This window comes from Algoriphagus machipongonensis (assembly GCF_000166275.1).
Lineage (GTDB): Bacteria > Bacteroidota > Bacteroidia > Cytophagales > Cyclobacteriaceae > Algoriphagus > Algoriphagus machipongonensis.
Genome location: NZ_CM001023.1, coordinates 3,624,648 through 3,647,350 on the forward strand (window position 1 = coordinate 3,624,648; position 22,703 = coordinate 3,647,350).

Genomic DNA, 22,703 nt, shown 5'->3' on the forward strand with positions numbered 1-22,703 from the left:
ATTTAGGCCCTATTAAAAAAAGTACAGCAAAACCAGCATGAAAGTAACCAAATTCCTTCTTAGCTTTTTCATCTTTTCATTTTCACTACTTTCATTTACCCAGGCACAGACATGGGAAGTTTATGATGAGAATTTCAAACTCAATTCACGCTTAATCTATGACCAGGTAGAGATTTTAAGTGAAACTGTTCGGATTGGAAAAAAAGACTCTGTTTTAAGCTTGCTTTCTCCTAATCTTAGCCCTGCCATTTCTCTTAAAGGAACTGAGGTTTATCAATATTTATCTCCCTGGATTTTGGTCAAAGGCCCTGAGGGTATTGGCGCATTTCACGAGTATGGACAGCAGGCCCTTCCTCTAGAATATGATGAAATACAGACTTACTTTAATTTATTGCTCGCTAGAAAAGGGAATGAATTCTGGGTCTTTGAAAAGGGAAGTGGTAAAACCACTGCATTAGGCACTTTAGATTGGGCAAAATTCACCAAAACCGGGATGCTTTTAACGAAATCCAGTGATGGATATTCTATACCATTATCCAATGCCGGATCTAAAACTTTCGAACTATTAGAAGATTCCGAAGGCGATTATTTACTAGCAAAGGAGCCTACTGGTTACGGCCTTATCAACCGAGAAGGGGATTATGTTATGGATCCCGTAGTGGATCAATTAGAGCATAACAAAGGCAACTTTTACTTTGGCTATGACGAGAATCAGTATTTGCTTTTGGAGGGCGGCGACCTAAAAGCTAATGTGCGATATAACTCCTTCCATAAAATCACACTTGAGAATGGCCTCATGTTGGAATACATCCATGGAAAACTTCGCAGAGTCATGGAAGAAGACGGGATTTTGCTTGATGCTGTAGGGATAGAAGAGGTAACTATCATTGGTGAAAACCTATACAATGTCAGATTTAGAGATGGAAACCTGGGGCTGTTAAGCAAGTCTGGTTGGTTAGTAAGACCAAATTCACCGTTGAAATCTATTCAGATGGGATCTGACGGACTATTTCCTGCAAGTGATGGTAATGCAGCAGGGTTTGTAAATTCCATGGGAGAATGGGTTGTTCAACCACAATTCGCACAAGTCACTTTATTTTCAGAATCATTAGCAGCCTATTCCAATGGTGGAAACTGGGGATTACTTCAAACTGACGGTACGATCTTAACCCAGCCTTCTTGGGATGAAATCAAAGCTTTCCAAAAAGGATTTGCTATTGCTAGAGCGAATGAAAGCTATTACTTATTAAACAGTCAGGGGAACCCGATTAACCAAGAGCCTTTAGATCAAATTCTACTTACAAGCGATGGTAACTTTTTAGTGGAAAAAGAAGGGAAATATGGAATTCTTGATTCTTCTGGTACTGAAATGATCCCTACAGAATTTGATAATATCCAGAGAGATGGGAAAGATAGAATCATCGTACGTAAGGATGGTAAAACTGGCTTAATCTCAGATTCCGGAGAAATTTTGTTACCTCTTGCTTTTGAAGAGCTTATCTTGGATACTGAGGCGAACAGAGTACTCACCAAGAACCTTTACGAACCTGTGGTAGTCGTAGAAGCTGAGGAAGAAGGGAAAAGGAGAAATAAAAAAAGGAACTGATTTAGTTCCTTTTTTTAATCTTATTTCTTGTCTGACTTCCCTTTGTTGGAGTCTTTGTTTTCATCGGATTTTGATATGGAATCTCTCATGGAAGTATCTGATTTAATATTTTCCATTCTATAATAATCCATCACTCCTAACTGACCACTTCTAAAGGCTTCGGCCAATGCTTTTGGAACCTCTGCCTCAGCTTCCACAACTTTAGCGCGCATCTCCACATTTTTAGCACGCATCTCTTGCTCCAGGGCAACAGCCATAGCTCTTCTTTCCTCTGCTTTAGCTTCAGCAACTTTCAAATCAGCAGATGCTTGGTCTATTTGAAGCTTCGCACCAATGTTAGTTCCCACATCAATATCTGCAATATCAATGGATAGAATTTCAAATGCAGTTCCAGCATCCAATCCTCTCTCCAGAACCAATTTCGAAATCTTATCGGGGTTTTCCAGCACACTTTTATGATTGGAAGCGGAGCCGATAGATGTAACGATTCCTTCACCCACTCTAGCCAAAATAGTTTCTTCGCCTGCACCGCCGACAAGCTGGGCAATATTCGCACGAACAGTCACTCTTGCTTTAGCTATCAGTTGAATTCCATCTGCAGCAACAGCTGCGACATTTGGAGTATTAATCACCTTTGGGTTTACAGAAATCTGAACCGCCTCAAAAACATCTCTACCGGCAAGGTCAATTGCCGTGGCCTGCTTAAAGGACAAATTGATATTTGCTTTGTCCGCAGAAATCAATGCTCTGATAACATTGGGCACATTTCCCCCAGCCAGATAATGCGTCTCCAGATCATTGGTGGTTAATTCCAATCCTGCTTTGGTAGCAGTAATCAATGAATTGACAACTATACTTGGTGGGACTTTTCTAATTCTCATTCCCACTAACTCTAATAAGCCAACTCTGACATTAGAAAACTGTGCAGTAATCCAAAGATTTACCGGCACAAAGTAGAGGAAAATAAAAAGTAAGACTATGCCTGCGAGAGCAGCCACGAGGATAAACATTGAACTATTTGGATCCATAATTTATTTGACTAAAATTTTATTGTTTTCAATTTTGATAATAGTAATATCGGAGCCTACCATTATAAATCCAGACTCGGATTTTACCTCATATATTTTCTCAGAAAACTGAGCTTTTCCTATTGGTTTGATATCTGAAATGGCCTTACCGGGCATCCCTACTTGCAAGCCGGATGTTCTTCCGTCAAAAGCTCCTCCCTTACTCGTAGTTTTTAATGAATACTTATTCCAGACTCCTGATCTAAAACTGTAAACAATAGCAGCTACATTTAATAAAGCAGCAATGCTGGTCACAAACCAAGCGGTCCCAGCATCAAAACTTAAAAATGCATACCCTACCCCCATCAGGCTGACAACCAAGCCAAAAATTCCTACGATGGTTGTCCCCGGAACGAAAAGAACCTCCGCCACCATAAGGGTAAGGCCAATCAGCAATAAAGTAATCAGGATAACTATTGTCATTTCAGGTTTAAGTCTATTCCTAAAAATACAAGAATCCTACATAGGTAATCCTATAAAAATAAAAAAACCCGGAAAATTCCGGGTTTATTTTTAATAAGCTTTCGCAAAGTAAACTCTTCCTTCCGAAGGTTTACCTGTTAAAACGCAAGTCCCTTCTTCCTCTTTTCGAGCTAGAGGAATACAACGAATTGTTGCTTTCGTCAATTCCTTGATTTTATCTTCAGTTTCTGGAGTTCCATCCCAATGTGCTGAAATGAAACCACCTTTGTTTTCTAGCACATCTTTAAATTCTTCCCAAGTATTGACTTCAGTAGTTTTTTCTTCTCTGAAATCAAAAGCTTTCTTGTAAATCGCCTCTTGAATTTCTTCCAACATCCCTGAAATTTTTTCAGCAATTGGTTGAGAGGAAAGTTCAAACTGAGATTTGGTCAAATTATCTCTACGAGCAATCTCGATGGTTCCGTTTTCCAGATCTCTAGGTCCGATCGCAATTCTCAATGGGACACCTTTCAATTCATACTCAGCAAACTTCCATCCTGGCTTATGAGTATCACGATTATCGTACTTCACAGAAATACCTACTTTTCGAAGCTCTGCCATGATTTCATTAGCTTTCTCAGAGATGGCATCAAACTCTTCCTCTTTTCTGTAAATCGGAACGATCACCACTTGAATTGGTGCCAATTTAGGAGGAAGCACCAAACCATTATCATCTGAGTGAGCCATAATCAGCGCTCCCATCAAACGGGTACTTACACCCCATGAAGTTCCCCAAACGTAATCTAATTTACCATCTTTGGCAGCAAACTTTACATCAAAAGCCTTGGCGAAATTCTGTCCTAAGAAATGGGAGGTTCCTGCTTGTAAAGCTTTTCCATCCTGCATCATTGCCTCAATACATAATGTATCATCAGCACCCGCAAAACGCTCATTGGCACTTTTTCTACCTCTTACTACAGGCAAAGCCATGAAGTCTTCAGCAAAAGTGGCATAAACATTCATCATTTGTAGGGTTTCAGCTTCTGCTTCCTTTGCAGTTGCGTGTGCAGTATGCCCTTCTTGCCATAGAAATTCAGCTGTCCTCAAGAATAATCGAGTACGCATTTCCCATCTAACAACATTTGCCCACTGATTCACTAATAGTGGAAGATCTCGGTAAGATTGGATCCAATTCTTATAGGTACTCCAAATAACCGTTTCAGAAGTAGGTCTAACAATTAATTCCTCCTCAAGTTTAGCATCGGGATCAACAATCACCCCTTCCCCATTTTCACCATTTTTCAACCTATAATGGGTGACTACCGCGCATTCTTTTGCAAAACCCTCCACATGGCTCGCCTCTTTGCTTAAGTAAGATTTAGGAATGAAAAGTGGGAAATAAGCATTTGTATGGCCTGTTTCCTTGAACATCCTATCTAATTCAGCCTGCATTTTTTCCCAAATGGAGTAGCCATAAGGTTTAATCACCATACATCCTCTGACCGCAGAATTTTCTGCCAGATCGGCTCTTTTTACTAATTCGTTATACCAAAGTGAATAATCTTCACTTCTCTTAGGTAGTCCTTTACTCATTATAATTGATTGAGTTAATTATTTCTGTATTTTTGTTAAATTGAGCAAGGCAAATATAAAGCAAAAAGTATAACCCTTCACCTTTGCTCACGTATAAGAAAGTAACAATCAACTTCAACTATGAAGAAAATATCCATACTATCAACATCTTTATTCCTTGGAGCGCTAGCAATGAGTGCTTGTAGCACTAGCCAGTACGCAAACTCCGGAGGACAGGATAACATGTACTTTATGGCTTCTGATGCTAAGTTAGCAACAGAATACGCTGTACAGAACAATAATCCTGAGTCTTTTGAGAGTCTTGGCTCTGTGAATTTAGATACATACCCAAATGAAAATTTCAGTTCAAAAAATGTAAACCCTGAGTATATCGCTAAATACTCTAATACGGAAGAAGTATCTTCTGATGATATGGTTTACTTTGATGAAGGTGGAGATGTATCCAGTGAAGGTGATATCAATGCCTATAACGATTACAGAGTTAATCAAGGAAATTCTAACAACGGAAACTTTGGAAATAGCTTCTTCCCTACCATGTCATTCAGCATGGGTTATATGGGAGGATTTAGCCCATGGGGCTATGGCTATATGCCTTTCTATGAACCATTCATGATGCCGGGTTATATGTATCCGTCTTATGGATTTGGGTTTAGACCTGGATTCAGTATGGGAATCAACATTGGATTTGGAATAGGCTTTGGCTCTTTCTGGGGTCCAAGTTATGCTTGGGGCGGTTACCCTGGTTACGGTTGGGGTGGTTATCCTAGCTATGGCTGGGGAGGTTATCCTGGTTATATAAATAGACCAATCTATGTTCTTCCAGGTGGAGAATATGGTGACAGAAGAATCGTTAGAGGCGCTAGAAGCACAAGAGGTGCTGGTTTAGCAAATGCATCTAACGCAAGAAGTTCAGCTATCTTACCAAATACTTCAAGAGCTCAAGCAAGAAATGCTGCTGTAAATTCTCCTAGAAATAGAAGCTTGGTTAGCGGTTCTAATAATAGCTCAAGAGTAACTTCAAGAGACTTTGGGAATTCTCAAAATGACTATTACACAAGTAGATCTAGAGTTGGAACTACAAGAAATGTAAGCTCTCCAGCTGTAAACAGAACTCCTACTAGAACTACTCGAAGTGCAATGCCTAGTTCTAGACCTAGCTATACGAGAAACAACGTTAGAACTTCTAATGCTTATAACAACTCTACTAGAAACAACAGAGGCTATACTAATTCAAGACCATCATACAATAGATCTTCTAGCCCTTCTTATAATAGAAGTAACATTCCGGCAAGAAGAACACCAACTTATAGTCCATCCAGAACTACTAGCCCTACCAGATCAACCATGTCTACACCAAGTAGATCATCTGGAAGCAGCGTAAGTACTGGATCAAGGAGTAGCGGGAGCTCAGTCTCCAGAGGATCATCACGAGGAGGAAGGGGAAATTAATTCCCCTTTTTTTTGAATTAATTTAACCTACTCTACCACTTCCTACGTTATTTTACTAAACCAATAAAACGATTCAATGAGGTTAACATTCCTTATTTTCTCTTGTATAATTATATCCAGTTCTACCCTATTCGCGCAGAGTGGGTATTTCGAAGATGCTTATAGATTTAGCCATGTTCAATCCAATGGTTCTTCCAGAATCATGGGGATAGGTGGGGCTCAGTGGTCTATAGGTGGTGATGTATCAAATATAGCCGGTAACCCAGCCGGGCTTGGTTTCTTTAGGACTTCTGAAGCAAGCCTCTCAATTGGATATTCGGACTGGAAAGTAAACACCAGTTATTTAGATCAAAATAAGTCATACAATACGACTAATTTTCACATCCCTAATCTTAGCTATGTCATGGCCAACCCCAAAACAGATCTGTCAAGGGGAGCTTTTAAAGGTGGGGCATTCGGAATTAGTTTACAAAGAGTAGCCAACTTCAATACTGAATATGGTTATTACTCTGACGAACTTGGAAACACATCCATTATCGATTTCTACATTCAAGATGCTTTTGGGATACCAGAATCTCAGATAGAATCTTTTGGATTGACAGGCATGGCATACCAGACCTACCAGATTAACCCTGTCCTATTTGACGAAAATGGTAACCCTATCAATAATCCTGATACTTATGATTCATTTGTCACCGGATTCCCGTTTCAGGATGAAAATGTAAGACAAGAAGGAAGTTCAAATCAGTTGACATTTGGTTATGGAGCCAATTTCAATCATAAGATTTTTGTGGGTGGATCAGTAGGTATAAGAAACCTTTCTTTTACCTCAATAAAATCCTACAACGAAGAATTCCCAGATGGACCATTGATTAATTCCTCTCTAACAGAAAGGTTATATATAAATGGTTCGGGGATTAATGTCAATTTAGGTTTGATCTACAAACCCATTGATTATTTGAATTTTGGGTTCACTTTCCAAACCCCAACTTGGTATGCGTTTAATGAGGAGTATGAAGCAGCAATGTCTGCTAACTATGATAATTTTAACTACGAACCAGAAGACACTATACTTGGCTACACTGAAGCTTTTTCAGATTACTTAGTGAGTTCATATGGTCTTAACACCCCACTCAAACTTGGGGGTGGAGCAACTTTTTTCTTCGGAAAGAATGGGTTTATTTCTGCAGATGTAGATTGGGTTGATTATTCAGCAGCCAATTTAAAAAGTAGAGATTTCAATGAAGGGCCAGACAATGAAGCCATCAAAAGTACCTACACCAGCACAATCAATTATCGTGTTGGAGCAGAATTTAAGTTTAATGTCTTAAGAGTCCGTGGTGGTTACGCCTATTATGGTGACCCTATTGCAAACTCTAACTTTGACCGCAGCACCAATCAAATTACTGGTGGCCTAGGAGCTAGATTCAATAAGTTTTCGGTTGACTTTACAGTGATAAATCAGAAATCCAACAATCTATATAGTAGCTACCAAGTTTTAGATGCTCAAAACAATAACATTGGCCCAGTGACCTCATTAGAAAACAGAATTTTCACAGGTATGCTAACGCTTGGACTTAGTTTTTAATCAATTTTATTAATTCAGACATTAAAAGCTCAGTGGAAAAATCTCCTCCACTGAGCTTTATTTTTGCCTGGTCATAATAAAATTCTCTATCAGCAAGTAGGCTCTTCAGCTTTAAGGTGATCTCTCCATGTCCTAGATCCTTGAACATAGGTCTATGCTGTAGCTTTGGCAAACTCAACCTTTCAGAAATCTCCTCTAATGGAACATCCAGATAAACGGATGCACCTTGCTTGTTTATTATATCCATGTTGTCATTGAAGCAAGGGCAACCTCCACCAGAGGCAAGAACGAGGGATTCTTGAGATGACATGACTTCTATTAATGTTTCTGTTTCCCATTCTCTGAATCTCCCTTCTCCAAAATCATTAAAAATATCGGGGATCTTCATCTGGAATTTCTTTTCGATTAATTGGTCCAAATCATAATATGGAAAATCTAAAGCAGTGGCCAATTGCCTTCCAAAAGTACTTTTACCTGATCCAGGTAAACCAACCAAAACAACTTTCAGAAAATCGTTCATGGCATAAATAAATCTATCACCTCAGCGGCATCAGGTGTATTGTTATCATGATATTTACCTATCACCACCCCATCTTTTAAAACCATAATACCTGGATTAGATCGGATCATTGTTTTTACAACAGTAGCATCTGCTTGTAAGCCAGTAATCCCCCAACCACGGCTGCTGATCAAAGAATCTACTTCTTCTTGTGCTGCCGCAGCGACTAATACTACCTCCACAGGCGTATTATTTAGATTTGTAACCAAAGCATCGATTTGCTCTAAGTTGGAAGAGCTCATTTTAGGCATATTGCTAACTAGAATCACCAATTTATTTCCAGTAAACATTTCCGCAGAATAATCTCCGCTATCGTTCCAAACAGCAAAATCAGAGATTTTTGGTAGAGCTTCAGGGTTTTTCAAATTCATCTCGACAAACTCATAACTTTCATCAGAAGGATACTGATCAAATTCAACGGTCTCTCCACCCTTTTTCATCACATAGGTATATAGCAAAGGAGAAGATGGCTCCATGGCTCTAGGAATGTCCACACCTATCTTGTAAGCTCTGAAATCTATGAATGGAAGATTTCTAATCGCAAGGATTGATAGTATCAAAGAACTGACCAATGCAATTACTACTGTTACCTTGGTCCATTTAGAGGAATAACGAGGTAAATCATCCTTAAAAATCAATAAAATCGTAATCAAGACTAATAGTATGATGTCCTTATAGAAAGATTCCCATGGCGTCAATTTGATAGCATCTCCAAAACATCCGCAATCCGTGACCTTATTGAAATAAGCTGAATAAAATGTCAAGAAAGTAAAAAAGAGGATCATGGCTCCTAAAGACCAAACAGTGAATTTACTTTTCACTCCTAATATCAACATAACTCCTAAAGTCACCTCCAACACGACCAAAAACACACCGATTGGTAAGGCAAATGGTTCTAGATATTGGAAAAACCCGGCAATGTCATTTGAAAAAACATCAAAATATTCTTCCAGTTTAATCGATGTACCGACAGGATCATTGACTTTAATTAATCCTGAAAAGATGAATAATCCACCAACTAGGAACCTTAGCACCCATAAAAACCCATCTTTAATCATGATGATATCCCAATTTAATTAAACAAAATACTGCATAGTTAATCATGTCCTGGTAGTTAGCTTCGATTCCTTCTGAGACTAAAGTCTTACCAGCATTGTCCTCAATCTGTTTGACACGAAGGAGCTTCATCAAAATAATATCGGTTATAGAGCTCACTCTCATTTCTCTCCATGCCTCTCCATAGTCATGATTTTTATTTTCCAGCAATGCTTTGGTATCAGCTACCCATTGATCATAGCTAGGCTCTAAAACATCAAATGGGATTTCCATTCTCTCATCCTCCTGTAAACTGATTTGGAGCAAAGCAATCAGGCAATAATTGATGATTCCAACAAACTCATCTACGATTGGGTCATTTACTTTCTGATTTCCTTTTTCCTGGATAGATCTAATTCGTTGAGCTTTGATAAAAATTTGATCTGTAATCGAAGAAAGTCTCAAAATCCGCCAGGCCGTACCATAATCGATTGTTTTCTTGCGGAATAATTCTTTACAACGGGTAATAACTTGTGTATATTCGTTGCTAGTTAGCGTCTCCAAATTTTATTTTAGTTTAATGATTCCTGAAAAGGGCGTTTCTTCTTTCGAAGATAAATTATTTCCCCAAAAATATACATTTCAAATCAACGGACGGCTTCATGTATGGAAGAGTCCAAAGATTATGGGTATATTAAACCTAACGCCTGATTCTTTTTTTGAGAAAAGCCGATTCCAATCCCAATCTAAAGATTTTGGTTTACAAGTTTCTAAATTAATTTCTGATGGCGCGGACATCTTGGATATTGGAGGATATAGTTCCAGACCAGGAGCAGATAAAGTAAGCGAGAAAGAAGAACTTGAGCGAGTGATCCCTGCGATTGAATGGATAGCTGAAAACCATCCAAACACCTTAATCTCAATAGATACTTTTCGTGCAAAGGTAGCTGAAAAAGCAATTAAGTCTGGAGCACATATCATTAACGATATTTCAGCAGGTGATTTAGATCCAGAGATGATTCCTGCGGTTTCGGAGCTCAAAACGCCCTATATCGCCATGCATATGCGCGGAAATCCAGAAAACATGCAGGAACTAACAAATTATTCTGATATTTTAGGGGAAATATTGAACTATTTCGCTGAAAAACTGGAACAATTTAGAAAGTTTGGCATCAAAGATGTAATAATTGATCCAGGATTTGGATTTGCAAAGACTCTCGAACAAAATTACTTTTTGCTCAGAAATTTGCAGCAATTTCAATGTTTATCAACTCCAATTTTGGCAGGGGTTTCTCGCAAATCAATGATCTACAAAACATTGAAAGTTGAGCCGGAGGATGCATTAAATGGAACCACGGCATTAAACATGTTTGCTCTTTGTCATGGAGCAAACATACTGAGAGTACATGACGTTAAAGAAACTAAAGAAACATTAAACTTATACCACACAATTTACCCTTGACATTATTATTTAAAATAGGATTTTTAGACATCTCCATCGTCAATATGATAGATATTGCTTTGGTAGCAGCCCTATTATATCAGATTTATAAGTTGTTAAAGGGTAGTGTTGCAATAAAAATCTTTTTAGGCTTCCTCTCTATTTACCTAATCTACCTCTTGGTAAGAGCTTTGAGAATGGAGCTCCTTTCAGCCATCCTTGGTCAATTCATGGGAGTCGGTGTGATTGCTGCCATCATTATTTTTGCTCCAGAAATCAGAAAGTTTCTACTCCTGATCGGGAGATCGTCTTTTCTATCCGACGACAACATGTGGAAGGATTTGCTCTTCTTCTGGAGAAAGCGTGAAAACTCAGCCTTTAACATCAGTCCTATTATTGATGCGTCAAAGACTTTGGCAGGAACGAATACAGGAGCTTTGATGGTAATTTCAAGAAGCACAGAGCTGAAATTCTATGCGGAAAGTGGAGATATCCTAGATGCTGACCTTTCCAAAAGACTATTAATTTCCATTTTTAATAAATACAGTCCTTTACACGATGGAGCTGTAATACTTCACAATGGCAAAATCAAAGCTGCAAGATGTATCCTACCAGTCACTGAGCGTGAGGTACCCGCTCAATTTGGTTTGCGACACAGGGCTGGGATAGGAATGTCAGAAGCAACGGACACATTAATTTTGATTGTTTCTGAAGAAACCGGCCAGCTTTCCATGGCAAAAAATGGAAAAATCCTTCATAACATGTCATTTCAGGAAATCCGTGAAACCATCAATGACTACCTCAATAATGAGGATGTAGATAGTAGGTTTGAGGATATTGAGGATTATGAAATGAAAAAAAGAAGGAAACTTGCAATGACCAAAAAATCAGTATCCTAAAAATGGCAAGTGAAAATTTGCCATTTTTTTATTTTAGAAAATTGATTTTAGGAAAATATTTGAATGGCATGCCTTTATTGACTTTGTAGGTATTCCATAAAATCATCCCAATTATCAACAGCCATATTGTTATTTTTATTCCGGCGTTGATATACATCCCAGACATAAAAATACTTGGAGCAATATCGCCTGAGCTTATTAAAAATTTCAAAACCCAACCATTGATAAGAAGACCTAGGTAATAAATGGTTATCCAAGTCAATTGGAAGTTGACGATTTCTCTCCCTAAAGCAGCAACACCCTTCACTTTGTCTTTTCGACTCATCCAAAGTACAAGAGGAAGAATAACCCCTAGAATAGGAAGGAGCAAGAATGCCAAGCCTGACATGTTCATTCCAATTAAATATCCTTTATCTTCAGTTTGACTCCAATCAAGCACCTCTTCAGGACTCATTCCAAAAATTTGAAACAATCTTTTGATGGTATCCATCCTAGGTACTGCTTCTGCATTTTCAATGCGCTGAACAGTTCTCAAACTGACGCCAGCAGATTCGGCTAATTCATCCTGCGAAAATCCATTTTTTAACCGAAGTGTTTTTAATTTTTCGCCCAGTGCCTTATTTTCCATTTTCGTTTTCATTTGGTTGAGTCCAAAAGTAAATTTGATAAACTAAAAACTCTGTGACAAGAATACGTCATTCTTACGTCATTTGTGACGCAGGGACTTATTTCACTCAAATCACCACTCGTAAGCTCAATCTGGCCTCACAAAAATATCTTCTGGGGTTTGAAACTTAAAAAAATTAAGTTGTATAGGCTACCAAATAAAGGTAGTCCCATCAACGTTTCATAAAAATACAGACTCACACTTATATTTGATTTGGATTAATTTTTGCTTACCAATTGCACATGATGATAAGCAGAAACCGTTAAACCAAGTACTTATTCACCAATGAAGAAACCTCCTTTCATCCAAATTGCTTCTTTCTTTTTACTTTTTTCGGCAGGTGCCTTAGCTACACAAGCTTATATGCCAGAATTGAAAAAGCAGTTAAAAGACACTTATACAACCATTTCCAATACAGTAATACCTGAAAAGAAAAAAACTGAAATTCCCGAAGCCATAGAGGTAGAATTGCCCGAGCTCAGGGTAGTCCCTCCCATTCCAAAGGAAGTCACCAAAGAATATGACAAACACTTGTATGCAGCTGAGCATAATGGATTTGGATTGATTGAAAATGAAGAACATTTCAACAAACTGATAGATGAGGAAAAGCTTGTCTTGATCAAAGAGGGAACTGGCTATGAGGTAATGAAATTAACACATAGTCACCCTTACATTACACCTTACTCAAAAGAGGTGCTGGAGGAAATAGGAATCGCTTTTCAGACAATCATGGAATCCGATAGTTATTTCACTCTTACATCGGTTACCCGCACACCAGAACAACAAAAAAGTTTACGTAGGAGAAATAGTAATGCAACCAATGGAAATAGTTCACATTCTTATGGAGCATCATTTGACATATCCTACATTCGATTCAATGGGAGGAAAAGCTGGAGTAGAAAGTCCCAGAAAAAACTTGAAAAAGTGTTGGAAGAATTCGAAAAAGCTGGAAAAATCTTTTTTATCAAAGAAAGAAAGCAAAGATGCTACCACGTTACTGTGAGATAATTCTTATTCCTTGGTAAAAGAAAAGGGGGATTCTAAAATAGAATCCCCCTTTTTTGATGTTGATATAACAGTCCAAGTCTTACTACTTCGGACATTTGAATATTAGATTAATCAATTACTCCCAATTCCTTTCCTACTTCAATAAAGCCTGCAATCGCTTGATCCAGATGTGCTCTCTCATGACCTGCAGAAACTTGGACTCTGATACGAGCTTGACCTTTTGGAACCACTGGATAATAAAAGCCAATAACATAGATTCCTTTTTCCAATAATTTCTCCGCCATTTTCTGAGACAATACTGCATCATAAAGCATCACAGGTACAATTGGATGTGTACCCGGCTTAATATCAAATCCAGCAGCAGTCATTTTCTCACGGAAATACTGCGTATTATCTTCTAATTTATCTCTTAACTCAGTGGTGCTGGTCAACAAATCAAAAACCGCTATGGATGCACCTGTAATAGAAGGAGCCAAAGTATTGGAAAATAAATACGGTCTTGATCTCTGACGAAGCAGCTCAATAATTTCTTTTCTCCCAGAAGTAAAACCTCCAGAAGCCCCACCTAATGCTTTTCCTAAAGTTCCAGTGATAATATCAATTTTACCCATCACTCCACAATGCTCATGAACTCCCCTTCCGGTTTTACCCATAAATCCAGTGGAATGACATTCGTCAGACATAACCAAGGCTTCGTATTTTTCTGCCAAAGCAACAATCTTATCTAACTGCGCAATTGTCCCATCCATTGAAAAAACACCGTCTGTAACAATAATCTTTTGCTTTGCTCCTTTTGCTACTGCATCTTTCAACTGAGCCTCTAAATCCTCCATGTCATTATGTTGGAATCTAAACCTCATTGCTTTACATAGTCTGACACCATCAATAATAGAGGCATGGTTCAAAGCATCTGATATGATCGCATCTTCAGGCCCTAAAATCGGTTCAAACACTCCCCCATTGGCATCAAATGCTGCTGCATACAAAATGGTATCTTCTGTACCCAAAAATTCAGAAATCTTCTTTTCAAGCTCTTTATGAATGTCTTGTGTACCACAAATAAATCTCACGGAGGACATTCCAAAACCATGGGTATCAATAGAAGCTTTAGCTGCCTCCACGACTTTAGGGTGAGAAGAAAGTCCCAGATAGTTATTGGCACAGAAATTCAATACTTTCTGACCACCTGTGATGGTTATTTCCGCCGATTGAGGAGAGGTAATAACACGTTCCTTTTTGAACAATCCTGCTTCTTCAATTGATTTAAGCTCGGCTTCTAATTTTGGTTTTAGTTGGTCGTACATAAAATTTTATAAATAAAATGATTCTAAATCTCTAGTAATCCACTTGTCAAAAACCCTAGCCGGGCTTTAGATTTTTCTTACTTTTGCGATTGTATTCCCAAATATAAACAAAAACCTAAAGCAGGGCTTTAGGTGATTTTCTAAACAGCAAACATGGAAAAAATCCTGGTCATTGGTGCAGCCGGTCAACTTGGTTCAGAATTGACAAAATCTTTAAGTGATATGTATGGTGGAGAATCAGTTATTGCCACCGATTTAAATGAGTCAGCAAAATCAAAATTTGATTACTGCCAATTCAAAGCCTTGGATATTATGGACCAAGACACGGCAAGAAACCTGATCAAAAATGAGAACGTCACTCAAATTTATCATTTAGCCGCTGTGCTTTCTGCAGTGGGAGAGAAAAAACCACTTTTCGCCTGGGACCTAAACATGCAAAGTTTGCTTTTTGTCCTTGAAATAGCTCGAGAGTTTAAATTGAATAAAGTTTATTGGCCTTCATCCATCGCCGTATTTGGACCCAATACTCCAAAGGTGAACACTCCGCAATATTGTGTTAAAGAACCTAATACTGTATACGGGATCTCGAAACAAGCTGGAGAAAGATGGTGCGAATATTACTTCCAAAAATACAATGTCGATGTAAGAAGTCTTCGCTACCCTGGATTGATCGGCTATAAGTCACTTCCTGGCGGAGGTACTACAGATTATGCAGTAGACATTTATCATAAAGCATTAGCTGGTGAGAAATTTGATTGTTTCCTGCGTGAGGACAGCTTTCTCCCAATGATGTATATGCCAGACGCTATTAAAGCGACTTTAGATTTGATGCATGCTCCTTCTGAGTCTGTGAAAATCCGTTCAAGCTACAATTTGGCCTCCATGAGCTTTTCTCCTAAGGAGATCTACCAAAGTATTTTAAAGCATCACCCAGATTTCAAAATAGAATATCACCCAGATTTTAGACAGTCAATTGCTGATAGCTGGCCAGATAGTGTGGATGATTCCTGTGCCCAAAAAGACTGGGGATGGCAACCTGATTTTGACCTTGATAAAATGACAGAGGATATTCTCACCAACCTCCCAAATTTTTCTTTTTAAGAAAAAAGGCTTGAATTTTAAAATTCAAGCCTTTTTAGATTTTACCCGTAATTGCTAGGCAAATTTACTTCCATAGTAAAATGAAAATCATTAATTTTAGGGTTGATAAACCCTTATGTCAAAGAATAGAATACTTATACTTATAACAATTCCAGTAGTTTTAACCCTATTGGGTTTTTTCTTATTTGGAAAAGAAAAGGAAGTCGACTTCAGTACACAGATCAAACCGATCTTAAATAAACACTGCATTTCCTGTCATGGAGGTGTTAAGAAAAACGGAGGTTTCAGCGTACTTTTTCAAGATGAAGCTTTAGCTGTGACAGAGTCCGGACACCCCGCAATTATCCCTGGTGACCCAGCAAACAGTGAAATGATCAAAAGACTCACTGAGTCTGATCCAGAGATGAGAATGCCTCTTGATAAACCTCCACTTTCTAAAGAAGAGATTGATCTTTTGAAAGAATGGGTTAGCCAAGGAGCCAATTGGGGGAAACATTGGGCATATGAACCAGTCCAGGAGCCAGTTTCACTGGACCAAAAACTTGAGGCAGGCATAGGATCCGCTGAAAGTGATAATTTATCAAACCCAATCGATTTTTACGTTGGTGAAAAATTGGAGGAACAAGGTCTGGCATTTTCAGAAGAAGAAAATTCCATGAAACTTCTTAGAAGAGTTTCTTTGGATATCACAGGCTTACCCCCTAGCGATTCATTGGTCAATTTATATCAATCAGGAACCATTAATTATGATCAAGCTGTAGACTATCTTTTAACCGAAGAGACTTTCGGAGAAAATTGGGCGAGTTGGTGGCTTGACCTTGCCAGATACGCCGACACTAAAGGATATGAAAGAGATGTGTCAAGAACCGTCTGGCCATTTAGGGATTACGTTATTAACTCATTTAATCAAGATAAACCCTTTGATCAATTTACTATTGAGCAGCTGGCTGGAGACCTCCTTCCGAATCCTACCAATGAGCAATTAACTGCTACAGCCTTCCACCGAAACACCATGAATAACGATGAAGGTGGAACTCAAGATGAGGAATTTAGGGTTGCAGCAGTTTTAGACCGTGTCAATACCACCTATGAAGTTTGGCAAAGTACCACTATGGCATGTGTTCAATGTCATAGTCATCCCTATGACCCCATCAAGCACGAAGAGTTTTATGAATCCATGGCCTTTTTCAATAATACCAGGGATGAAGACACTCATGATGAAGAACCACGTTTGAGGTTTTATACTGTTAAGGATCAAATTAAAGTCGCGGAGATTACCAGCTGGTTACAAAATTTTGAATCTGAAAAAGAAGTTAAAAACAGAACAGATTTCTTAACCTATTTTGAACCTAAATATGAGTCTCACATCGCAACAGACTTTATTAAAGCAGAATTGATTGACACCAAATGGCTAGGTCTTTGGGATGGAGGGTCAGCCTATTTTAGAAATATTAATACCCAAGGATCCGATCAAATGCTCCTTAATTACAGAAGTGGCTTAAATGGTACTAGGATTACTATTCGTATTGGTGGGCCAGAAGGCGAAATTTTAAGTCAATTCACATTAAACAAAACAAAGGGAGACGAGATTCATACATTCCCGATTAAACAAATTGAAGGTATCCATGATCTCCATATTTCAGCTAAAAGCCCTGAAGCTGGACCGCAACAAAATACTTCTGCCTTAGTATGGTTTGCTTTCATACCTTCTCTTCCCGGAAGCGACCAACCCGGTTTTTCCACGATAAAGGACACTTGGCAATCAGTTTTAGAATTTAACGGCACAAAGCTTCCAATTTTAATTGAGAATCCTGATTACATGAAGCGGGAAACCCATGTTTTCGAGCGTGGTAATTGGATGATGCATGGTGATAAGGTTCAACCAGATGTACCGAGCGAATTAAATGGATGGAAACCCGAATGGCCAAGAAATAGATTAGGTTTTGCCTATTGGCTTACCGATAAAGAAAACCCTTTGACTTCGAGAACTCTGGTCAATAGAGTTTGGAATCAATTAATGGGTAGAGGATTAGTAGCATCAATTGAGGATATGGGGACACAGTCCGATGCTCCCTCACATCCTGAGCTTTTAAACTATCTTTCTTGGGAGACGATGAACACCTTTGACTGGAGCATGAAAAAATTAATCCGTCAAATAGTAACCTCATCTACATACAAACAACGTTCAGTGGTTTCACCTGAGTTGTATGCCCAAGACCCACAAAATAAATATTACGCTAGAGGGCCACGAGGAAGACTCAGTGCAGAGCAAATTAGGGATCAAGCCTTAGCTGTATCCGAATTATTATCAGATAAAATGTTTGGCCCAAGTGTAAAACCTCCTCAACCAGAGGGAATTTGGCAAACGGTTTATAATGGTGAATCTTGGAATGAGGCTAAAGGAGAAGACAAATACCGAAGAGGAATTTACACATTCCTAAAAAGGACTAGCCCCTACCCTTCCTTCATTACATTTGATGCTGGAAGTAGAGAGGTATGCCTAAGTAGAAGAATAGTTACCAATACACCTCTGCAAGCTCTGGTTACTTTGAACGATCCTGTATACCTGAATGCAGCCTCTAATTTAGGAAAACTGATGCTGGATCAGGAATCAGATCCAACACAAGCAATTGCTTATGGTTATCAAAAATTGATGTTAGTTCCTATTTCAGATCAAAAATTGGAGGCACTAACTGACCTCTATGAACAAACATTAGTAGAGTTTAAAGCGGACTCTGTTGCGACAAAACAATTCTTCATGATGGAGGATTTGGAAGCTACCCCAGAGTTAGCCTCTATGGCGGTTGTAGCCAACGCTTTAATGAATTTAGACGAATTTCTTACCAAACCTTGATATGAAGCAGGTCGAAAAGCTATTAAAGGAGCTTAATCAACAAACTCTGGAAAGACAAACCAGAAGGCATTTTCTGATGGATTGTGTCAGTAAAGTTGGTGGTCTCGCCCTAGCTCCATTGATGTTTGGCTGTGATACAGGATCATCCAATAAGGCAGTAAAAGGGCTCGATTTAAGTGAAAGAGATTTAAATCCATTGGCTCCTTTACCTCCACCTTATGCAGGTAAAGCAAAATCAATTATCTACCTCCACATGGCCGGAGCACCGTCTCAGTTGGAGTTATTTGACTTTAAGCCAGAACTGGCAAAATACCATAATAAGCCATGCCCAGAATCTTTGTTGGAAGGTAGAACTTTTGCATTTATCAGAGGGGTGCCTAACCTTCTGGGCCCACAGGCTGAATTTAAGCAACATGGTGAATCAGGAGCTTGGGTATCTGATTTCCTTCCGCACTTTTCTAAAGTGGTAGACGAAGTTGCATTTCTAAAAGCCGTGCACACTGATCAGTTTAACCATGGCCCTGCACAACTTTTTATGCAAACAGGTAGTCCAAGGTTAGGAAGACCAAGCTTAGGGAGTTGGGTTACTTATGGCCTAGGAACTGAAAACCAAAACCTTCCCGGATTTGTAGTACTTACTTCAGGCGGCAAAACTCCTGATGCAGGTAAAAGTGTCTGGGGAAGTGGCTTTCTCCCTTCAGTTTATCAAGGAGTTCAGTGCCGATCAAAAGGGGATCCTGTACTCTATTTGAAAGATCCTGATGGAATGTCTAGGGATATGAAGAAAAACCTTGTGACAGCCATCAATAAAGTAAATAAGGAAGAGTTTGATCAATACGGGGATCCAGAAATATTGGCGAGAATAAACCAATATGAAATGGCTTACCGCATGCAGATAGAGGTTCCTGAAGTGATGGATATCAATGATGAACCAGAGTATATCCATGACTTATATGGCACTCAACCTGGTGAAGAATCCTTTGCTAACAATTGTTTGCTTGCCAGAAAATTGGTAGAAAAGGGAGTTCGCTTTGTTCAGCTTTATGACTGGGGATGGGATTCTCATGGAACAGACCATGATGGCTCAATTGATATGGGCCTCCGAAATAAGTGTAGAGAAATCGACAGACCCATGTCAGCGCTTTTGATGGATCTAAAACAAAGAGGGTTACTTGAAGATACGCTTGTGGTTTGGGGCGGTGAATTTGGAAGAACTCCAATGCAAGAAAACCGTGAAGGAAAAACCCAAAGCTTCCTGGGTAGAGATCACCATGGAGATGCGTTTACTATGTGGATGGCCGGAGGTGGCATTAAGAAGGGAGCAAGTTATGGCCTAACAGATGACTTTGGATTCTCTGGAATTGGAGAACAGGTTTCTGTGCATGATGTCCATGCTACTATTCTTCATTTAATGGGCTTTGACCATGAACAGTTTACCTATGATTTCCAAGGCAGACCTTTTAGGCTGACCGATGTAGAAGGGGAATTAATTCGAAAAATCCTAGCTTAAAAATGCTAAAAATCACTAAACTCACCTTAATCCTGGCTTTAGGATTACTTCCTTTCTCTCTTTTAGCTCAGAAACAATTGATGTTTTTCCAAACCGATTGGGGCAACCAACTTCCAATGGATGATTTCCTGACAAAGGTAAAAGCCGATGGTTATGATGGCATTGAAGTCTGGATGCCCAATTCAGAGGAGGCAAGAGCAAACTTGAAAGCTGGTTTAAAAAAGCATGACTTAAAGGTCGTATTTCTAAATGGAACCAATAGAGCACTGCCTTATGAAGAGGCACTTGAAGCCTATGAGGAGGGTTTAAGATACATTTTAACTTGGGATCCAGTAAAAATCAACAATCACACAGGAAATGATTTTTGGACAGTAGAGCAAAACCTTGAATTCCTTAAAATTGCTGATCAGATTTCAAAAGAATCCGGAGTACCTATAATTCACGAAACTCACAGAGGACGATTTTCTTATACTTTACCGGCTGCGGTATCCATGCTTGAAGTTTTTCCTAGTTTGAGATACACTTTGGATATCAGCCATTGGATGGTGGTTCATGAGCGATTAATAGGAAAAACAGATTCAAATCTTCAAAAAATTATGCCTGCAGTTGATCATATCCATGCCCGTGTAGGCTATGCAGAAGGACCACAGGTAAATGATCCCGCAGCACCCGAGTGGAAAAATGCCGTTGAAGTTCATCTCGAGATCTGGGAAGAAATTATTCGAAACTCTAAAGATGAGACTTTTACCATTACCACAGAATTTGGCCCTGCGCCATATATGCCTACAGTTCCATTTTCCAATGTTCCGATTGCAGATCAGTGGGCAGCCAATGTATATATCATGAATGCGATAAAAGCTCGTTTCTCCAATGATTAATTTTATTTTCCCGCTATTTGGTAGGTTCCATCCTATTTTGGTTCACTTACCAATTGGTTTTCTCGCCTTTGGAGTTATTCTGGTATTTCTTTCCCGCAGGGATACAAAAGAATATTTATCAGCGATCAGGCTTTCATTTTTACTAGGAGGAATTTTCGCCACATTATCCTCTGTGTCTGGTTTTTTTCAGTATCAATACGAAGGATTCACCTGGGACACCGTTCAATTTCACTTTATTTTCGGGTGGATTACTGTCATTTCTTCCTTTGGTTTATTCTACCAAATCAATCGTTTCAATGATTTTCCAAAACACTTTCAAATCAAAGCAGGGGTTCTTTTCGTAATCTTATTATTTACCGGACACCTGGGAGGTAATATCACTCACGGAGAGGAATATCTGACAGAGGTATTACCTCCGGAACTACAAAGCATGATGGGGATTGAGGTTAATCAAGAAGAGGAGTTGATTATCCCAGAACAAGGCTGGGAGCAACTAGCCTACTATGATCAGGTAGTACAACCTATTTTAAATCAGAATTGTAGAAGTTGTCACAATCCTAGGAATAAAAAAGGAGAATTAGACTTGAGTACTTACGAAACCTTATTGGAAGGTGGAGAAAATGGCGCGGTTTTAACGGGTAACTCTTTAGAGAACAGCCCTGTCTTTTCCAGACTAATATTACCCAAGGAAGATGAAGATCATATGCCTCCAAAGGAAAAGCGCCAGCCAATCGAAGAAGAGATTGAACTTATCAAGTCCTGGGTAGAACTTGGAGGGAATTTGGATTCAAAATTAGGAGACGCTGATATCACCTCAGAAACTTTAGAACCCTTTTTCTACCATGAAGAGAAGCCTTTTTACCCAGTAGATGAGATTGAGCCTGCCAGTCCAGAAACTTTATCTCAATTAAAATCTGAGGGATTTTTTGCCGAAACTGTTTCCGAGGAATCAAACTGGCTAATTATTTCCTGCTTAAACTTTCAAGGGTTTGAAGACGCTGATTGGAAAAAGTTAAAAACAGTACAAAATCAAATTGTCTCTTTGGATTTGACAGGTACAAAAATTTCTGATGCTATTATTGACAGCGTTAAAACACTCCCAAATTTAACGGTGTTAAAGCTAAATCAAACAGAAATTTCAGGAGCAAATCTTTCCTTACTGAAAGAAAACACTCACTTAAAAAACTTATTCCTTAACAAAACAAAAGTGACCTTAGAAGAAATAAAATCCTTAGAAGGTCACCCTGGTTTAGAAAAAGTTTTTGCATTTGATACACCTGCATCAGAGTCAGATTTCCAGCAGAAGTTTAATTTTTATCTGGGAATAAAGAAATACGAACTCCCTCCTTTGCCTACCGACACTATTGTATATTAGGCTAGGTGTTCATCGATTAACTCAGGAACGAAACCCAAAGTCAAGGATCCATCAGGATAAGTTATTACGGGTCTTTTGATCATGCTGGATTTCTCTGTCAAAATCTCTAAGGCCTGCTTTTGATTGTTTAAAGCCTCTTTGGTTTCATCATCCAGCTTGCGAAATGTCATCCCTTTTCTATTGATTAGAGAGTCAATATCAGTCTTTTCCAAAAAGCCTTCTAATAATGAAATGGTTGGCTTCTCCTTTTTGTAATCATAAAATTCATAAGAAACACCCTTTTCCTGAAGGTAGTCAAAGGTTTTCTTCATGGTGTTACAATTCTTAATTCCGTATACTTTTACTGACATATTCTTATTTTTGAATG

At 38.8% G+C, this 22,703-nt stretch carries 20 protein-coding genes; 11 read left to right on the plus strand and 9 right to left on the minus strand.

Features of this window, described 5'->3' with window-relative positions; translation table 11 throughout:
- Nucleotides 1-37 precede the first annotated feature (37 nt).
- The gene (locus tag ALPR1_RS15240) at nt 38-1,606 is read left to right on the plus strand and encodes a WG repeat-containing protein (RefSeq protein WP_008202013.1); all 1,569 of its coding nucleotides are present in this window, start codon (nt 38-40) and stop codon (nt 1,604-1,606) included.
- 20 nt (nt 1,607-1,626) lie between these two features.
- Here ALPR1_RS15240 and floA read toward each other — a convergent pair whose 3' ends face one another.
- From floA to proS, 3 genes are all read right to left on the minus strand, one after another.
- Nucleotides 1,627-2,634, minus strand: a complete 1,008-nt coding sequence (floA, locus tag ALPR1_RS15245) for a flotillin-like protein FloA (protein WP_040302900.1) — start codon at nt 2,632-2,634, stop codon at nt 1,627-1,629.
- Nucleotides 2,635-2,637: 3 nt separating this feature from the next.
- Nucleotides 2,638-3,096: an NfeD family protein gene (locus ALPR1_RS15250; protein WP_008202015.1), complete on the minus strand. Its 459-nt coding sequence runs from the start codon at nt 3,094-3,096 to the stop codon at nt 2,638-2,640.
- 90 nt (nt 3,097-3,186) lie between these two features.
- Nucleotides 3,187-4,668 carry a proline--tRNA ligase gene (gene proS, locus ALPR1_RS15255; RefSeq protein ID WP_008202017.1) on the minus strand — a complete coding sequence of 494 codons (1,482 nt, stop codon included), beginning with the start codon at nt 4,666-4,668 and terminating at the stop codon, nt 3,187-3,189.
- A gap of 120 nt (nt 4,669-4,788) precedes the next feature.
- Here proS and ALPR1_RS15260 point away from each other — a divergent pair, with 120 nt between their 5' ends.
- The gene (locus ALPR1_RS15260) at nt 4,789-6,117 is read left to right on the plus strand and encodes a hypothetical protein (RefSeq protein WP_008202020.1); all 1,329 of its coding nucleotides are present in this window, start codon (nt 4,789-4,791) and stop codon (nt 6,115-6,117) included.
- 76 nt (nt 6,118-6,193) lie between these two features.
- On the plus strand, nt 6,194-7,705 hold the full coding sequence (locus ALPR1_RS15265; protein WP_008202021.1) for an OmpP1/FadL family transporter: 1,512 nt from the start codon (nt 6,194-6,196) through the stop codon (nt 7,703-7,705).
- Here ALPR1_RS15265 and ALPR1_RS15270 read toward each other — a convergent pair.
- Genes ALPR1_RS15270 through ALPR1_RS15280 form a run of 3 tightly spaced genes read right to left on the minus strand, consistent with a single transcriptional unit; the run spans nt 7,695 to nt 9,863 of the window.
- On the minus strand, nt 7,695-8,225 hold the full coding sequence (locus tag ALPR1_RS15270; protein ID WP_008202025.1) for a shikimate kinase: 531 nt from the start codon (nt 8,223-8,225) through the stop codon (nt 7,695-7,697). The two genes, ALPR1_RS15265 and ALPR1_RS15270, sit on opposite strands and share 11 nt — an antisense overlap.
- Complete coding sequence (locus tag ALPR1_RS15275; protein WP_008202027.1) at nt 8,222-9,322, minus strand: BT_3928 family protein; 1,101 nt, start codon at nt 9,320-9,322, stop codon at nt 8,222-8,224. The genes ALPR1_RS15270 and ALPR1_RS15275 overlap by 4 nt, the downstream gene beginning before the upstream one ends.
- Complete coding sequence (locus ALPR1_RS15280; protein ID WP_008202029.1) at nt 9,315-9,863, minus strand: DUF1599 domain-containing protein; 549 nt, start codon at nt 9,861-9,863, stop codon at nt 9,315-9,317. The genes ALPR1_RS15275 and ALPR1_RS15280 overlap by 8 nt, the downstream gene beginning before the upstream one ends.
- Nucleotides 9,864-9,879: 16 nt before the next feature.
- On the opposite strand from ALPR1_RS15280, the gene folP reads away from it, so the two are divergent.
- Together folP and cdaA are read left to right on the plus strand one after the other, a co-directional pair.
- Complete coding sequence (gene folP, locus ALPR1_RS15285; protein ID WP_008202031.1) at nt 9,880-10,761, plus strand: dihydropteroate synthase; 882 nt, start codon at nt 9,880-9,882, stop codon at nt 10,759-10,761.
- A complete protein-coding gene (gene cdaA, locus ALPR1_RS15290; RefSeq protein ID WP_040302903.1) occupies nt 10,758-11,639 on the plus strand; it encodes a diadenylate cyclase CdaA in 882 nt (293 codons plus the stop codon). Before folP ends, cdaA begins: the two co-directional genes overlap by 4 nt.
- Nucleotides 11,640-11,667: 28 nt before the next feature.
- On the opposite strand, the gene ALPR1_RS15295 is transcribed toward cdaA, so the two are convergent.
- Nucleotides 11,668-12,279 (minus strand): helix-turn-helix domain-containing protein, encoded by a 612-nt coding sequence (locus tag ALPR1_RS15295; RefSeq protein WP_008202034.1) that lies wholly within the window; start codon nt 12,277-12,279, stop codon nt 11,668-11,670.
- A gap of 312 nt (nt 12,280-12,591) precedes the next feature.
- Here ALPR1_RS15295 and ALPR1_RS15300 point away from each other — a divergent pair, with 312 nt between their 5' ends.
- Nucleotides 12,592-13,314 (plus strand): DUF5715 family protein, encoded by a 723-nt coding sequence (locus ALPR1_RS15300; RefSeq protein ID WP_008202037.1) that lies wholly within the window; start codon nt 12,592-12,594, stop codon nt 13,312-13,314.
- Nucleotides 13,315-13,421: 107 nt separating this feature from the next.
- On the opposite strand, the gene kbl is transcribed toward ALPR1_RS15300, so the two are convergent.
- The gene (kbl, locus tag ALPR1_RS15305; protein ID WP_008202038.1) at nt 13,422-14,618 is read right to left on the minus strand and encodes a glycine C-acetyltransferase; all 1,197 of its coding nucleotides are present in this window, start codon (nt 14,616-14,618) and stop codon (nt 13,422-13,424) included.
- A gap of 153 nt (nt 14,619-14,771) precedes the next feature.
- Between kbl and ALPR1_RS15310 the strand changes: the two genes are divergently transcribed.
- From ALPR1_RS15310 to ALPR1_RS15330, 5 genes are all read left to right on the plus strand, one after another.
- The gene (locus tag ALPR1_RS15310) at nt 14,772-15,719 is read left to right on the plus strand and encodes an NAD-dependent epimerase/dehydratase family protein (RefSeq protein WP_008202040.1); all 948 of its coding nucleotides are present in this window, start codon (nt 14,772-14,774) and stop codon (nt 15,717-15,719) included.
- 115 nt (nt 15,720-15,834) lie between these two features.
- Nucleotides 15,835-18,573 (plus strand): DUF1553 domain-containing protein, encoded by a 2,739-nt coding sequence (locus ALPR1_RS15315; protein WP_008202042.1) that lies wholly within the window; start codon nt 15,835-15,837, stop codon nt 18,571-18,573.
- A gap of 1 nt (nt 18,574) precedes the next feature.
- Entirely contained in the window at nt 18,575-20,083 is a 1,509-nt protein-coding gene (locus ALPR1_RS15320) for a DUF1501 domain-containing protein (RefSeq protein ID WP_008202044.1), read from the plus strand.
- 2 nt (nt 20,084-20,085) lie between these two features.
- Nucleotides 20,086-20,961: a sugar phosphate isomerase/epimerase family protein gene (locus ALPR1_RS15325; protein ID WP_008202046.1), complete on the plus strand. Its 876-nt coding sequence runs from the start codon at nt 20,086-20,088 to the stop codon at nt 20,959-20,961.
- Nucleotides 20,954-22,336: a c-type cytochrome domain-containing protein gene (locus ALPR1_RS15330; protein WP_008202047.1), complete on the plus strand. Its 1,383-nt coding sequence runs from the start codon at nt 20,954-20,956 to the stop codon at nt 22,334-22,336. Before ALPR1_RS15325 ends, ALPR1_RS15330 begins: the two co-directional genes overlap by 8 nt.
- On the opposite strand, the gene ALPR1_RS15335 is transcribed toward ALPR1_RS15330, so the two are convergent.
- Complete coding sequence (locus ALPR1_RS15335) at nt 22,333-22,686, minus strand: Spx/MgsR family RNA polymerase-binding regulatory protein (protein ID WP_008202049.1); 354 nt, start codon at nt 22,684-22,686, stop codon at nt 22,333-22,335. The genes ALPR1_RS15330 and ALPR1_RS15335 overlap by 4 nt on opposite strands.
- Between the last annotated feature and the right edge of the window lie 17 nt (nt 22,687-22,703).